The organism is Sorangium sp. KYC3313 (assembly GCF_052075895.1).
Lineage (GTDB): Bacteria > Myxococcota_A > Polyangia > Polyangiales > Polyangiaceae > Sorangium > Sorangium cellulosum_B.
Map to the genome: position 1 here is coordinate 11,357,094 of NZ_CP197255.1, position 14,996 is coordinate 11,372,089.

Below are 14,996 nucleotides of genomic sequence, written 5' to 3' on the forward strand. Positions count from 1 at the left end.
GAGCACCACCGGCTGCTGCTGGAGCAGCAGCCGCCGCGGCCCCTCGGCGCGCTCGCGGCCTGATCGCGCCCGGGGCGCTCCGTCCAGACGACCACCGCGAGCGCGGGGATCCTGGTACGGATGTTGCGGTTCATGGCGAATGGCGAATTGCGGATCGCCCGGCGCACGTCCCGCGTGCGCTGACAGCGGCGGCGCGACTCCTGGACTCGGTCGCGATATGCCCTAGTGCTCATCGTACATGAGCGAGAGCCCACAAAGCCCCACCAGGGCCGCCGCAGGCGCCGAGATGTCTTCCAACAACCTCACCGGGCTCGGCGTGCTGCGCCACCGGAGCTTCGCGTTCTACCTCGCGGCGAGGCTGCTCTCCGCGGTCGCGGTGCAGATCCAGAGCGTCGCGATCGGCTGGCAGGTCTACGCGCTGACCGGCGATGTCTTCGATCTGGGCCTCATCGGCCTCGCCCAGTTCGCGCCCTTCTTCGCGCTGATCCTCTTCGCCGGCCAGGCGGCGGATCGGTTCGACCGGCGCCGCATCATCACGGTCGGCCTCGCCGTGGAGCTGCTCTGCTCCCTCCTGCTGCTCGCGTTCACGGTGTCGGGCCTGACGGTGGTGTGGCCCGTGTTCGCGGTGCTCGTGCTGTTCGGCAGCGCGCGCGCCTTCATGATGCCGGCGCAGCAGGCGATCCTGATGAACCTGGTGCCGCAGGACAGCTTCAGCAAGGCGGTCGCGCTCAGCTCATCGAGCTTCCATGTCGCGGTCATCGTCGGGCCGACGCTCGGCGGGCTCCTCTACCTCGCCGGGTCGACGATCGTGTATTCGACCGTCGGCGCGCTGCTCCTCGTCTCTCTCGTGCTCATGAGCCTCGTGCGCGCGACCCGGCAGGCGAGGCGCGCCGAGCCGACGTCGTGGAGCGCGGTGCTGGAGGGGCTGCGCTTCGTCTGGTCGAAGCCGGCGGTGCTCGGCGCCATCTCGCTCGACCTGTTCGCGGTGCTGTTCGGCGGCGCGGTCGCGCTCCTGCCCGCGTATGCGCGCGACGTGCTCCACGCCGGCCCGACCGGCCTCGGCCTGCTCCGCACGGCGCCGGCGGCGGGCGCCGCGATCACCGCCGGCGTCCTCGCCTTCCGGCCGATCACGCGCCGGGTGGGCCGCTGGATGTTCGGCGGCGTCGCGGTGTTCGGGCTCGCCACCATCGCCCTCGGGCAGACGCGGAGCTTCACCGTCGCGCTCATCGCCCTGTTCCTCGTCGGCGCAGGCGACATGGTGAGCGTCTATATCCGCCACATCCTCGTGCAGTTCGAGACGCCCGACTCCATCCGAGGGCGGGTGAGCGCGGTCAACGCGGTGTTCATCGGCGCCTCCAACGAGCTCGGCGAGTTCGAGTCCGGCCTCACCGCCAGCTGGTTCGGCCTGCTCCCCGCCATCCTCCTCGGCGGCAGCGCCACCGTCGTTGTCGCCGCGCTGTGGGCCCTCGGCTTCCCCGTGCTCAGCCGCATGGACCGCTTCCCGCACGCGAAGCGAGATCCCGAGCAGAGCGCCGACGGCGGCGGAACGACCGACGCCGCCGCGACGACGTAATGATGGAACCGCCAAGGCGCCATGAGACGCCAAGATCATTGATATTTTCTTGGCGTCTCATGGCGCCTTGGCGGCTCAAAAAACCTCACCTTCGGCCAAAGTACCCCACCCCCCTACTCCGCGCGGAGGGCCTCGATCGGGTCGAGCCGCGAGGCGCGCCAGGCCGGGTAGAAGCCGAAGACCACGCCGATCGTGACCGAGAGGCCGAGGCCGAGGAAGAGCGACCAGGGCTCGACCTGGAACGCCCAGCGGCCGACCATCCGCGCGAGCAGCGCGCTGGCGAGCCAGGAGAGGGCGAGCCCCGAGAGCACGCCGAGCACGCCGCCGAGCAGCGAGACGGCCGCCGCCTCGCACAGGAACTGCAGCAAGATCGCGCGCGGCGAGGCCCCGACCGCGCGGCGGATGCCGATCTCCCGCGTCCGCTCGGTCACGGTCACCAGCATGATGTTCATGATGTTGATGCCGCCCACGATCAGCGCGACAACGCCGGTGCTCAGCAGCAGCATCTTGATGATGTCGAGGACGAGCCGCTCCTGGCCGTGGCTGTCCTCGTCCTCGATCCTGAAGTTCTTGACCCCGTGATGGCGGCGCTGGAGCGTCGCGTCGATGACGCCGCGGAGCGCGGCGAGCGGCGTCCGGACGGTGACGAGCGGATCCTGCCGGACGTACAGGCGGTCGGTCCTGTGCGACGGCGCGTAGAGCGCGTCGTAGGTGGTCTCCGGGACGAGGACCTTGCGGTTCCAGATGTTCGTGTCGTCCGTGGAGCCGAGGATCGGCCGGTCCTGGAGCACGCCGACGACCGTCCACACGTGGCCGTCGGCCGTCATGTGGAGGGGCTCGGCCTGCGCGGCACGCGCCGGAGGGCCGCCGAAGAGCTCGGCCCAGACCTCGTGGCCGACGACGCACACGCGCCGCCGCGCCGCGAGATCCGCATCGACGAGGAACCGGCCCGCCGCGAGCTCCAGGTCGTAGAGGGCCGGCGCCGCCGGCACGGCGCTGACGAGGGAGATCCGCTTCTTCTTGCCGCCGGCGCGGGCCTCGGTCGGGCGCACCGACTCGCTCAGGGCCGAGGCGCCGCCGAGGGCGCGCGAGGCGGCGAGCGCGCGGGCGTCGTCCCGCGAGAGATCGCGCCGGGTGCGGCGCCTGTCGCCGACGCTCACCTCCGCGGGATGGACCTGGATGAGGTCGGCCTCCACGGCCTGCTGGCTCGCCCGGAGGAGCGCCTCCTCGCCGCCCGCGAGCAGCGAGGCGAGCAGCACGATCGAGCCGGTGCCGATGATGATGCCGAGCAGCGTGAGCGCGGCGCGGGTCCGGTCGGCGACCACGGCGCGCGTCGAGTGGAGGAGATCGTCGAGCCTCATCGCCGCATCGCCGCCACGGGGTCGAGCCGGCCCGCGCGCTGGGCCGGCAGCCACCCGAAGACCACGCCCACGCCGGAGGACACGAGGAGCGCCGCGACAACGGCCGGCGTGGAGACCGCGCCGATCCAGCTCGGCGTGAAGCGGCGGATGACCGCCGAGGCGAGCTCGGCCGCGGCGGCGCCGCCGGCGACCCCGAGCAGGCCGCCGAAGCCCGAGAGCAGCGCCGCCTCGGCCAGGAACTGCGCGCTGATGTCGCGCGGCGACGCCCCGAGCGCCTTGCGGATGCCGATCTCGCGCACGCGCTCGGACACGCTGACGAGCATCATGTTCATCACGCCCACGCCGCCGATGAGCAGCGCGACGCCCGCGATGAGGCCGACGATCGCCTTCATCGTGGTGAACATGGCCTCGAACTTCTGCATGATGCTGCTGAAATCGAGGAGGGTGAAGTCGTCGACGCCGTGGTGGCGATCGACGAGGAGCGCGTTGACGATGCGCTTCACCGGGTCGTTGTTGCGGACGTCGTCGGTCTTGATGACGAGCAGCGCCGAGGTGCTCACCGCCTTCTCGACGTCCGCCGCCGTGTCGAGCGGGGCGACGAGCAGGTCGACCCAGCTGAAGCCGAAGTTGACGCCCATCCGATCGGCGTCGGCCAGCACGCCGATGACCCGGCAGCGCAGGGCCCCGACCGTCACCCACCGGCCGATCGGGTCGCCGCGCCAGAGCCGCGCCGCGAGCTTCGGGCCGGCGACGCAGACCCGGGCCCGGCGGCGGTCCTCCTCGTCGGAGAACGTCCGGCCGCGCGCGACGGGCATCCGGAAGGCGTCGAGGAAGCCGCTGTCGGCCGCGATGAAGTCGGTGCGATCCTCCTTGCCCTCATCGGAGGTGACGTCGCGCGAGCCGAGCATGGCGTACATGGTGTGCTCGGCGACGTGGGGGACGCCGCGCGCGAGCCGATCGCGATCCCGGCGGGTGAAGCCGGTGACGTACATCGTCTTCTTCCGCTCGGCGCGCTCCGGCTGCTTCGGGACGACGAGGATGAGCCGCGCCCCGCCGAGCTGCTCGATGCCGCGGCCCAGCGTGAGCAGGCCGCCCTCCGCGAGCGAGGTCATGAGCACGATGGCGAAGGCGCCCAGGGTGATGCTGAGGACGGTCAGGAGCGACCGCAGCTTGTGCGCCGAGAGGGCCTTCGCGGCGATCGCGAGGTAGGCGGACCACCTCACATCTTCGTCTCGTTCGCGGCCGCCGAGGGCGGGTTGATGAGCACGCGGGCCCCCTCCGGGACGCCGTTCACGATCTCGACGTCGCGGTCGTTGCGCGCGCCGAGCGCGACCTCGACCTTCTCGGTCGTCTGCTTGCCGTCGGGGCCGTCGACGACGCGCGTGACGAGCTGCTTGCCGCCCTCGTCGGCGACGGCCTCGATGGGCAGGGAGACCACGCCCGGCCTGCTGTCGAGCCGGATGCGCACGTCGGCGGTCATGCCGGGCTTGATGAGGCCGTCGATCTGGGTGAGCTCGGCCTCGACGGGGAAGACGTCGACCTCGCGGCCCTCGAGCTTCACCGAGGCGGGCGCGATCTTGGTGACCCTGGCCGCGTACGTCTTGCCGGGCAGGGCGTCGAGCGTCAGGGTCGCCGTCTGGCCGAGCGCGACCTTGGCCACGTCGATCTGGTTGAGGTCCACCTTGACCACGAGGTTCGAGAGATCGGCCACGGTGAGCAGCGCCTTGCCGTTGAAGGTCGACTGCACGCCGGGCGTGACGACCTCGCCGGGCTCGATGTTGCGCTGGATGACGGTGCCGTCGAGGGGCGAGGAGATCTTCGTGTACCGGAGCTGGTCCCTGGCGGCGCTGAGCGCGACCTCGGCGAGCCGGATGGCGACGGTCTTCTCGGTGAGGTCGTGCTTGGCCACGTCGAGCTCCTGCGAGGGGACGACGCTGGCCTCGACGCCGGCGGTCCGCTGCGCGACCACGCGCTTGGCGAAGCCCGCGGCGGCCCTGGCCCGGGCGAGCTCGGCCTCGGCGCGGGCGACCTCGCGCTCGTAGTCGGTCGGGTCGAGCACGAGCAGCAGCTGGCCCTTCTGGACCCGGGCGCCCTCGTCCGCGAGCACCTCGGCGACCTGGCCCGCGACCTTGGACTTGAGCTCGACCTGCTCGCGGGCCTCGATGCGCCCGGTCTCGAGGATCTCGACGGCGAGGTCGCCGCGCTTCGCGGTCACGACGAGCGCGGGGTCGATGGGCGCGGGGCCCCCGCCGGCCTTCGCGAGGACGACGGCGCCGCCCCCGGCGAGCGCCAGCGCCCCGACGAGCCACGGCCAGAGGCGCCGCCGGCGCCGGGCGCTCACGAGAGGCCTCCAGGAGGGGACGACGGTCCAGGAACCGATGGCGCTGGTCCAGGAACCGATGATGAGACGTCCACGCGCCGGCCGCGGGGGCCGGTGTCCTCGACGATGGCGCCGTCCCGGAAGGTGACGACGCGCGTGGCGTAGTCGGCGATCGAGCGGTCGTGGGTCACGACGACGACGGTCATCCCCTGCGCGTGCAGCGCGCAGAAGAGCTCCATGACCTGCCCGGTGGTGGCGGAGTCGAGCGCGCCGGTCGGCTCGTCCGCGAGGAGGAGCGGCGGCTCGTTGACGATCGCGCGGGCGATCGCCACGCGCTGCTGCTGGCCGCCGGACAGCTGGTTCGGCAGGTGGTGCGCCCGGTCCTCGAGGCCGACGCGCGCGAGCGCCCGCGCGGCCCGCGCCCGCCGGTCGGCCGGCCGGACGCCGGCGTAGACCATGGGCAGCTCGACGTTCGCGAGCGCGGTGTCGCGCGGCAGGAGGTTGAACGACTGGAAGACGAACCCGATCTTGCGGTTCCGGAGCTGCGCCAGCTCGACCTCGTCGAGCTCCTCGACCGGCTCGTCGTCGAGGAGGTAACGGCCGCCGGTGGGGCGGTCGAGCGTGCCGATCACGTTGAGCGTCGTCGATTTGCCCGACCCCGAGGCGCCCATGATGGCGACCATCTCGCCCCGCGAGAGCTCCAGCGAGACGCCGCGGAGCGCCTGCACCTCCACCTCGCCCATCCAGTAGACCTTGGTGATCGCGTCGAGCTTCACGAGTGCAGACATGAGGGTCCTCGGCGGTGGCCTGCGCGCCGTCCGCGGGACGGCCGAGGCGCGCGCGAGCCCGGTTCGCCTGACCCGCGCGTGACGCACCAGGGTGCGCCGCTCCCGTCGCTCCGGCCATCACGCAGCGAAGGCCGGCGAGCGCGCTGAGGCGTAAGCGAAGCGCAGCAGCAAGGCAACCGCAGCGCAGGAGCGCGGCGCTCGCGCGCCGAGGCCACGGCGAGCGTGGCGCTGGCAGCGCTACAGCCCGGACGTTTCGACGAGCGCCAGGATCACGGCCCCGACGCCGTACGAGAGGTCGTCGCGGAGCTCGACCGCCGCGTAATCCTCGAGCTTTCCCACGGTCGTGGGCCCCGAGATGCCGGTCACCACCGGCCGCCCGGCCCCGTCCTCCTCGATGCGCGAGCGCACGCCCGCCATGGCGCGGTCGATCGCGGGGCGCACCGAGGCGTCGAGGAAGCCGTGGCGCAACCCGCGCGCGAGCCCGACGGCGAAGAGGGCCGTCGCGCTCGTCTCCAGGTAGATCTCGCCCGGGCGGTTCATGATGGTCCACCACAGGCCGCTGTCCTGGTCCTGCGCGCCCAGGACCGCCGCGACCTGCCGCTCGAGCGCCCCGGCGACGGCGTCGTCGCGCTCCCCGCGCGCCGCGCGCACGCGGAGGTACTCGTAGCCGGCCGCCGTGACCCAGGCGTTGCCGCGCGCCCAGTACACGCCCGGATCCTGCGGCGCCGCCCAGTCGTACGCGTGCCGGAAGAGCCCGGGCTCGTCCTGGAGGAGCGACGCGAAGATCTGGAATTGATTCGAGAATTCGTCGATCGGACGCGCCTCGCCCGAGCGCTCGCCGGCGCGGACGAGCACGTTGCCGAACATGAACAGCGAGTCGACCCAGAGGGTGGGCTCGAACAGCGGCGACACGCCGAGGTGGCTGATGCCGCCCTGCTCTGTCCGGCGGGCCTCCTCGTAGAGGTAGCGGAGCACGTCGTCGACGACCTTCGCATAGGGGGCCGCGCACGTTTCCTCGTGGAGCGCGAGCGCGGCCATGGCCGGCGGGCAGCGGTCGCTGGTCGTGATCTCGTAGCCGTACTCGAGGTGGTGGTCGATGGTGCGCCGGTAGTAGTCCCGGTACGGGGCGTGCTGCGTGACGCGGTACAGGTCGACCAGCGAGAGCATGACCGTGCCCTCGCCCCAGTCCCACGGCAGCGACTCCGCCGGGTGCTCGGCGATCCAGCGGTCGGCGATGGCGCGCGCCAGCGCGATGTTCTCCGAGTCGGGTGCGCGCTCGCGCGCGAACGCGTCCTCCGCCGACGGCGAGATCGGGGTGCATCCCGCCCCGGCGTTGCCCGGCTGCCCGGCGCCCGGGTCCCCCGAGCACCCGCCGGCCGCCGCCGCGCACGCGGCGGCAGCGACGAGCAGCGCGCGGAGGCGCGAGGTGCGCGACATGGGAGGGCGAGCGCTCGGCGGCATCTCACTCCTCCACGGCGATGCCGGCGGCGTCGGGCGCGGTGAGCCGGGGGCTCCCGTCGAGGAGCACCCTCGTCCCCCGCGCCATCAGCGCGAACGGCCGCTCGCCCTCGATCCGCAGCACGACGAGCTCCGCGTCGGTCTCGAGGACCTGCCCCCCGGGCAGCGCCAGCGCCTCCGCGGCTCCCTTGCTCCGCAGCACCGCGACGTCCGTCCCGCCGTCGCTCTCGATCCGCCACGCGACGACGCCGGGCTCCGCCGCGATCGGCGCCGCCTGGAGGGGCGCGTCGGGGCCCGCGTCCACGCCGACCTTGTAGGGCAGGAGCACCGCGAGGAACCCCGGCGCCTCGGCCTGCACGGCTGCGTCGATGACGGCGTGGTCGGCGGCCTCGCGGTCCTCCTCGAACTCGTGGACGTGGGGCACCGTGAGCGGCGTGTACGGCGGCTCCACGACCGCGAGCCCCGGCGACGTCGACTGCACGCGCGCCTCGACGCCCGCCCGCGCCCGCTCCCATCGACCGCCGTCGGGGAGGAGCTCGAAGGTGCCGCCGGACGTGAGCCCGGCGTAGCCGTGCAGCCGCCACGCGTGCGCGCGGGCCGCCGGGTGCGACGTCGAGAGGCGGTCGCCGACCACGACGTAGCGGCCGTCGATGAAGGCCACGGATCGCTCGACGTGCGTGTCCTGGTAGTCCTGGTGCGCCTCCGCGTAGTCGACGGCGTCGCCGTCGTGGGTGTTCCGGAGGAAGGCGTCCGCGTCGCCGAAATCGTTGAAGAGCCCCTTGTCGGGCGCGGATCGGCCGTCGATGAGGATCACGTTGTGCGACGGCGACTGGCTGGTCTTGGCGTTGTCGAGCGAATCGGGCTTGTAGTAGCCGGCGTCGATCAACAGGTACTCTCCGTAGGCCGCGAGGGAGAACGACGTCCCGTCCACGTGGTCGTGGATCGCCTTGCGCGCCGAGCCGTGCTCCGCGAGGAGCAGGAGCCAGCGCGCGTCGTCGCCCCAGTCCGAGCGGAACACCGCGTGGCCGGTGTCGGGGAAGAAGCGCGTGAGGAAGCGCGGCGCCTCGGGGGCCACGGCGTCGTCGACGTAGAGCAGGTGATGGGCGACGAGGTCGGCGCCGAACTCCATGGCCTGGGGGTCGCGGTTCTGCTCCCAGTCCCACAGGTACTCCCCGCTTCCGCCGAAGGACGTGAGCAGCGGGCTCCCGTTGAACGGGGTGAAGACCCCGTCGTCGACCGGGGGCCGGCTGCCCCAGGGGAGGCGCAGCGAGAGCGACCAGTCGACGGCCTTCGTGAAGAGCCCGCCGCGCAGCGGGACCTCCAGCGCGCCCTGCTCGCCGTCGACGCAGCCGTGTCCGGCCCACGGGTCCTCGTCGGAGCGGGTACGGCAGTCGCGGGTGAAGGCCGCTTCGCCCTCGAGCGCGTTGTCGAGGGCGATGAAGAACGCCGCCGTGGGGCCCCAGGCGAAGCCGGAGTAATACGGGCCCTCGGAGGCCCCGCCGTCGGGCTGCACGTACTGGCCTTCCGGGCCCCAGAGGTAGTCGAGCTCCGAGATCGACCAGCTCCACCACGTCGCGGCCGCCGGGTGCTCGGGGAACGCGAGCGCCACATAGCCGATCGCGTCGGCGGTCCGGATAGGGTGGTTGTTCTGCGCGGGGCGCAGCAGGAGATCTCGATAGAAATCGTGCTCGATGTACTTGGCGAAAAACTGACCGGTGATGTCGGTGATCTTGCTCTCGGCCTCGACGGACTCCTCGGCGGGGAACCACGGCGTCGCGCTCAGGAGGTCCCACGTGTTCGTGTACCCCATGAGGACCTTCGCCATCCGGATGTTCATGTCGAGGACCGTGTTCGTGTCCCAGCTGGTCCGGAGGCGGCGCAGGAACTCGCGCGCCTTGTCGGCCGCCGCCCGGTCCTCGAAGGCCCAGGCGAGGAGGGCATTCGCCTGCGCCGTCGAGGCGTTGTTGCCGTTCGTCTTGTGGTCCCATGAAGCGGGGTCGGGCTCCTCCTCGTAGGGGCGGTCGGCGCGGCGCTTCAGGGTGGCGAGGATCGAGGCGTAGGGCTCGCGATCGACGCGCGAGCGCAGGAGGTCGCGGTGCTCCGGGCGCGCGAGGAGCCGCGGATGGACGCCGGTGTCCCGCGGCTCGCTCGGCCCGGGGGCGTCCGTGCCGCACGCCGCGGCCGCGAGCGCGGCGCACGCGAGCGCCGGAGCGAGGGTGTGAAGAGGGAGAGCAAAGCCGCGAGATCGTGATTTCATGGAAGGACGGGGCGAGGGCTCGGAGGGACGAGCTGGTGCGTGAGGCGCAGCGTATCAGCTCGTCCCGGCCTGGAGCGGCCCGAGTTCTCGCTGCCGTGGGGGCGATCACCACGTGTCCACGATGGGCAGTCTCGGCAGCCGCCGACACGCCGGAAGATCCGACCAAAGCGGAGAGAACAAGGCTGGCGACGCGCGGTAACGAGGAGAAAGCGGGAGAGGAGGAGCCATCTGTGAGGTCGCCGGGGTCATCGCGTCGGGCGCCCCGGGGAGCGTGTCCTGCGGGCTGAGCAGCGCCTGTTGCGATGGCCTGTCGCGGGCTGCGTCGAGCGCGCCCGCGGCCTTCTCCGCGTGAGGGGGCGCGATCGCGCAGGGTGGCGCGATCCTGCGCGGGCGTCTGCCTGCTCTTGCAGGACGCGACGAGCGGGGTGGAGCGACCGCGCCGCTCGCGCGGAACCCTCGACACAGGGGCTCCCCGCCGCGCGGTCTCCCGCTTGCATTGCCCGGCCCCGGTGGGGGGAGTCGAGGAGGTTTGATATGGCGACCGAGCAGAAGCAGGGAATGGGCGCGCAGGGGCAGCAGGGCGCTGGCCTACAGGAGGGCCGCACCGAGAGCAGCGTGATCCCCGACAAGGACTACAACCTGGTCAGCGTGCTCTACCATACGCTCAAGGGCGCGCAGACCCACTCCCAGTACATCCAGGATGCGAAGCAGCAGGGTGATCAAGAGCTCGCCTCCTTCTTCAGCGAGGTCCGGCAGGAGGAGCTGAAGCGCGCGGAGCGCGCGAAGCAGCTCCTCGGACAGCGGCTGACCGGAGGGCGCCCGGGCCAGGGAGGGGCCCGAGGGAGCGCCTAGAGCGACGGTCACCCGCTCTCGAGCCCACGGGGGCGCCGGGCCGCGCTGACGAGCGATCAATCGGCGATGTACTGGTTCCGGCCGACGAAATCGAGGTACGGATACAGCGCCGAGCGCAGGTTATCCACCTGAACACTCGAGTTGATACCGCTGATCTCCCAGCCGTTCCACTTGGACGGGTTCCGGGTCGTCGCGTTCAGGAACAGCGGCACCTCCAGCAACGACTCGACGACGCCGGTCGTGGACATCTTGTCGAAATCGATGAGGACCGGCGCGGTGTTGTCCGTCAGGTTCTTCACCCAGACACGCGCAGCGCCGAAGTCACCGCCCGCGACGCCGTCGATGTCGCGGTTCGGGTCGACCTGCACCTGGATGTCATACCACTTGCCCGAGGCCGGCGCGAAGTTGGTCGCCTTGTACAGCTCACCGCTGTCCCGCGACCCCCGGAGGCGCAGCTCCCCCTGCTCGAACTGCACAAGGAACCCGACGTAGTTGTTCGGGGTAAGGCCGTTGCTCGCGCTGGTGGCCGTGTTGACAGGAGCAAAGTAAACCCCTGTGGTGCCGTACAGCTGGCCGGAATAGACCGTCAGGTCGCTCGCGTCGTGGCCGGTCAGCTCGGTCTCCCACCAGGCGCTGGCCGCGCTCGCCCCCGTCGGACGAACCGCGAGCGTCGAGGTGTTGCCCGTACCGTACGGCGCGGAAGCCGTGAGCTGCCCTGGCCCGCCGGAGGCCGGACCCTTCCACACGAGCTGCGGAACGACCTGACTGTCCATGGCGACGCCAGATTGATAATGGTCGAAATTGTCATTCATCTGCGGCACGTAGTACCCCATCGAGAGGTCATCCACGGCGTTGCCGTCGCCGTAGGCCGCCACGATGAACCCGTTGAAATTGGACGGGTTCTTGTTCACGCCCATGAGGAGCGGCACAAACAGCACCCGCTCGGTCACGCCGGTCGTGTTGAGATTGTCGAAGACGACGCGCGTGAAGCCCTTCTGCCCGTCCGTCACATTGCGGACGTACAGCGAACCGAGGCCGGTGCCCACGGTGGGGTTGACGACCATCTTCACCTCCAGCCATTTGCCCATCGTGGCGGGGATGTTGACGGCTTGATAGAGATCTCCGCCGTCGTAGCCGGAACGAAGGCGGAGCGCCCCCCAGGCCATGGAGACGGTCGGCCCCTGGTAGGCAGGGACGGCGTAGCCCGTCGGGCTCCCGCCGGCCACGTTGATCGGCTCGAACGTGACGCCTGAGATGGCATTGTAGAGGAGACCCGAGTAGACGACCTTGTCCGTGCTGTTGAAGCTCGGACCATCGAACGCGGACCAGGCCACCTTGCCGTTGTAGCCGCCCGTGGAGACGATGCTCTGCCCGGAGACGTTCCCGCTCCCCGGCGGCGAGCCGATCGCGAACTTGTCCGGGTTCGCCCCCGTCCAGCTGTTCGCGCCCTGGTTGTTCATCGCGTTGCCAAAGACGTGCTGCTCGTAGTCCTCGCGATCCATGGTGCAGGCCTCATACTGAAGGCGCACGTGGTCGTGGTAAGCGACGTCCGGCGACTGGGAGGGCAGCGCCGCCACAGGAGACCAGTCGGCGTGCTGCGTCGTGGTGTTCATGTTGCTCACCAGCACATCGACGCGGCCGCCTCTCTGGACGCCGGACCACTCGATGCCGGCGTTCTTGTTGGTCGCCAGGTTGAGGGTACGCAGCTCGCCGTCCCGCGCGAACACGCCGTCCAGCGCCTGCCACGCGTCGGCCATGTCGGCAGTGAACGCGAGCGTCGCGGTGACGACGTTGCCATACGTCTGATAGTAGTAGGTGGTCGCCCCCGACTGGTTGACGTTGACCTCCCACGTCCTGAACCCATTCGCCCCGCGGAGCCGGTAGTGCTGGACTTGCGCGACGTTGTCCGTCGGCAGGAGGACCTGCGACTGAGGCACACCATAGTTGGGCTTGTTGACGAAGTCCGCGATATAGGGAATCAACAAATCACCAGCAGGAAGGTGGCGCGCCGCCACGCTCACCGTCTCGAGCCCCTGCCAGAAGATCGCGGAGATCTGGGTGGGCGCCGTTCCGCCGACATAAGGCACGCCATTGATCGAGGAGGCGACATGCAACGCCGACTGGCTCGAGCTGTACGCCACCGGCATCGCGACATTGATGCCTGACGTATAGTAGATGTCCTCTCGATCAATCTTGTACTGCTCACCGACATTCCAGGGCCACGCGCCGGACGTATCGACGCTCATCCCAGGGTAGTAGCCATAGTTGCCCACGTACGCCCCCGAGATATTCGGGTCTGGGTCGGTTCGAACGCGGTCGACGTTGTCGAGGAGCAGATCGTATTGCGTCTGGGTGTCCCCCTCGATGTCCATCAACAGGTAATCGAGCGCATAGCCGTTGCTGCTGATCCAGTCGAGCGCGGGGTCCAGCGTCGCCAGGCCCCACCCCCTGGTCTCGAGCCCCGTGGGGACCCCGGCCAGGGTGTTGCTGATGATCACGTCGTCGTAGTCGCCCCGCTCTGCCCACCCCACCGCGACGATGTCTCCCCCGTTCTGGACAATCTCGGGGTTCGTTGGCTCGATCGCCTGCCAGCTCGTGAAGTACCCCTCGGCTTGCGCCATCGCGGTCGCGCCGCTCTCGAGCACGCCGAGCAGCGCGCCTCCCATCACGATCACCCAATGCAGCGCTGTTCTGTTCTTACCGTGCGTTCGCATCTGAGACACCTTCTTCATGGCGTTCTGGTAACGGCCCCGAGACGCATCTCGGCCATGGACAGGCGCGGTCGGGCGCAGGGAGACGGCGCAGGCTGCGCCGCCCGCGGCGGGCTCTCCGATTGGATCACAAGGACGGGAGGGATTGGGCCAAAATCGTCCGTCCGGCGTGCCCACGCATCCAGCGCGCCACAAGAAAATTGAAGTGCGTGTACAGACGCCGGCCGCGAGCCGCTCCGATCAGGGGCTCACCGGTCCGGGCGCCCCTTGCGAGGCGCCCCGTCGCCCCGAGCGGCTACTGGAGGGTCGGCGCCGTCCACTTCATCCACCTGTTCAGATCGGCGGTCGCCCCGTCGCCCTTGAGCAGGTTGGTGTCCGCGGTGCCGCCGCCGACGAGGAACTTCTTCACGTACGCATCGAGGGCCGCCCTCTGCGAGGACGGGAACGCGCAGTGGGCATGGGCGGCGGTCTGCCAGTAGCCCATCCTGTCCGGCACCCCGAGCCCCTTCCAGATCTGCTGGGCGATGGACCCCGCCGTGAAGGTGCTGTTGATGCCGAGCCAGTCGATCCTGTTGTCGATGACGAGCAGCGCGCGCGGCGCGACGAGGCCCATGACCATGTGATGGTCGAACGGGAGCGACGTCACCCGGTTGCCGAAGGTCGAGCCGAAGTTCGCGCGGAACCACGGCTGCTCGCCGGCCGCGCTGGACAGGGTCTGCACGTTCTCCCCGGCGTTGGCGCCCGCCTGCGAGGCGCGCCAGCTCGCCGAGCCGCCGGCGCCCGACTCCTGCGGGATCGTCAGCACGATGCGCTCGTCGAACGCGCCGACCGTGAGCGCGCCCTTGCCGTTGCGCGAGCAACCCGTCACCGCGATGCGCTTCGGGTCGATGTTGGCGCCCGGGGTCTTCTCCAGCGCGTCGATGATCCGGCTCACGCCCCAGGCCCACGCGATCATCGAGCTGGCCGAGTGGTTGCTGCCGTAGAGGTTGTAGAACGTGCCCGTCCCGCGCGAGCCGCCGCCGTTCTGAGCGCCCATCGCGTTGTTGTCGAAGGTCGCCATCGCGACGCCGTTCTGCGTGAACACGCTGGTGTCGAGGTTGTTGCCACCGATGCCGATGACGAGCGGGATCGGACCAGCAGGCGCGCCGGAAGGCCGGCTGATGTTGATGGAGAAGGAGGCGCTCTTCCCTGCGTCGTTGACGCTGACCGTCAGCCTGTTCGCCGAGAACTGCCCCGCGACATTGTCCTTGGACACCACAGGCTTCGAACCGGACTCATACGTCTCGACCTGCGACTTGATCTCCGCGCGCCGGCACGCCCACTCCGACTTCTTCGTGATGCGTGAACCGCTCAAGCTCAGGAACGGATCGTGATGCGTGTCGAACACCGGGAGAGACGAGGCGGCAGGCAGCGTCGGCCTGGGGCAGCTCGCGCCGCTGTCTTCGACCGCGCCCGTGCTCACGCCCGACCCGCCGGAGCCGCCCGACCCGCCGGAGCCGCCCGAGCCGCCCGCACCGCCCGAGCCGCCTGCCCCGCCCGAGCCGCCCGCCCCCGAGCTGCTGCTCGACGACGCGCTGCTGCTCGACGACGCGCTGCTGCTCGACGACGCGCTGCTGCTCGACGAGGAGGACGCGCCCGTGCCGACGATCGTGCCTCCGCTGCCGGTGACCGACGCG

At 70.7% G+C, this 14,996-nt stretch carries 10 protein-coding genes; 2 read left to right on the forward strand and 8 right to left on the reverse strand.

Annotated features, from left to right (window positions below):
• The first annotated feature begins 286 nt into the window (after window positions 1–286).
• On the forward strand, window positions 287–1,573 hold the full coding sequence (locus ACSRUE_RS43310; RefSeq protein WP_441288681.1) for an MFS transporter: 1,287 nt from the start codon (window positions 287–289) through the stop codon (window positions 1,571–1,573).
• 113 nt (window positions 1,574–1,686) lie between these two features.
• On the opposite strand, the gene ACSRUE_RS43315 is transcribed toward ACSRUE_RS43310, so the two are convergent.
• The 6 genes from ACSRUE_RS43315 to ACSRUE_RS43340 form a co-directional block, all read right to left on the reverse strand.
• Window positions 1,687–2,988, reverse strand: coding sequence for an ABC transporter permease (locus ACSRUE_RS43315; protein WP_441288682.1), 1,302 nt, complete (start codon window positions 2,986–2,988; stop codon window positions 1,687–1,689).
• A complete protein-coding gene (locus ACSRUE_RS43320) occupies window positions 2,931–4,157 on the reverse strand; it encodes an ABC transporter permease (protein ID WP_441288683.1) in 1,227 nt (408 codons plus the stop codon). The genes ACSRUE_RS43315 and ACSRUE_RS43320 overlap by 58 nt, the downstream gene beginning before the upstream one ends.
• Window positions 4,154–5,275 carry an efflux RND transporter periplasmic adaptor subunit gene (locus tag ACSRUE_RS43325; RefSeq protein ID WP_441288684.1) on the reverse strand — a complete coding sequence of 374 codons (1,122 nt, stop codon included), beginning with the start codon at window positions 5,273–5,275 and terminating at the stop codon, window positions 4,154–4,156. The genes ACSRUE_RS43320 and ACSRUE_RS43325 overlap by 4 nt, the downstream gene beginning before the upstream one ends.
• Entirely contained in the window at window positions 5,272–6,042 is a 771-nt protein-coding gene (locus ACSRUE_RS43330) for an ABC transporter ATP-binding protein (RefSeq protein ID WP_441288685.1), read from the reverse strand. Before ACSRUE_RS43330 ends, ACSRUE_RS43325 begins: the two co-directional genes overlap by 4 nt.
• Window positions 6,043–6,279: 237 nt before the next feature.
• Window positions 6,280–7,479, reverse strand: coding sequence for a glycoside hydrolase family 88/105 protein (locus ACSRUE_RS43335; RefSeq protein WP_441288686.1), 1,200 nt, complete (start codon window positions 7,477–7,479; stop codon window positions 6,280–6,282).
• Between the two features lie 25 nt (window positions 7,480–7,504).
• Complete coding sequence (locus ACSRUE_RS43340) at window positions 7,505–9,757, reverse strand: heparinase II/III domain-containing protein (protein WP_441288687.1); 2,253 nt, start codon at window positions 9,755–9,757, stop codon at window positions 7,505–7,507.
• 534 nt (window positions 9,758–10,291) lie between these two features.
• Here ACSRUE_RS43340 and ACSRUE_RS43345 point away from each other — a divergent pair.
• Window positions 10,292–10,609 (forward strand): hypothetical protein, encoded by a 318-nt coding sequence (locus ACSRUE_RS43345; protein ID WP_441288688.1) that lies wholly within the window; start codon window positions 10,292–10,294, stop codon window positions 10,607–10,609.
• A gap of 56 nt (window positions 10,610–10,665) precedes the next feature.
• Here the strand turns inward: ACSRUE_RS43345 and ACSRUE_RS43350 are convergent, their stop codons facing one another.
• Both ACSRUE_RS43350 and ACSRUE_RS43355 read right to left on the reverse strand, forming a co-directional pair.
• Window positions 10,666–13,341 (reverse strand): hypothetical protein, encoded by a 2,676-nt coding sequence (locus ACSRUE_RS43350; protein WP_441288689.1) that lies wholly within the window; start codon window positions 13,339–13,341, stop codon window positions 10,666–10,668.
• 274 nt (window positions 13,342–13,615) lie between these two features.
• Window positions 13,616–14,674, reverse strand: coding sequence for a glucuronyl esterase domain-containing protein (locus tag ACSRUE_RS43355; RefSeq protein ID WP_441293190.1), 1,059 nt, complete (start codon window positions 14,672–14,674; stop codon window positions 13,616–13,618).
• Window positions 14,675–14,996: the final 322 nt, after the last annotated feature.

Excerpts from the sequence above, each read along its gene's own strand:
- ACSRUE_RS43340 (WP_441288687.1), bottom strand. The coding sequence starts at position 9,757 with ATGAAATCACGATCTCGCGGCTTTGCTCTCCCTCTTCACACCCTCGCT.
- ACSRUE_RS43345 (WP_441288688.1), top strand. The coding sequence starts at position 10,292 with ATGGCGACCGAGCAGAAGCAGGGAATGGGCGCGCAGGGGCAGCAGGGC.
- ACSRUE_RS43330 (WP_441288685.1), bottom strand. The coding sequence starts at position 6,042 with ATGTCTGCACTCGTGAAGCTCGACGCGATCACCAAGGTCTACTGGATG.
- ACSRUE_RS43335 (WP_441288686.1), bottom strand. The coding sequence starts at position 7,479 with ATGTCGCGCACCTCGCGCCTCCGCGCGCTGCTCGTCGCTGCCGCCGCG.
- ACSRUE_RS43350 (WP_441288689.1), bottom strand. The coding sequence starts at position 13,341 with ATGAAGAAGGTGTCTCAGATGCGAACGCACGGTAAGAACAGAACAGCG.
- ACSRUE_RS43310 (WP_441288681.1), top strand. The coding sequence starts at position 287 with ATGTCTTCCAACAACCTCACCGGGCTCGGCGTGCTGCGCCACCGGAGC.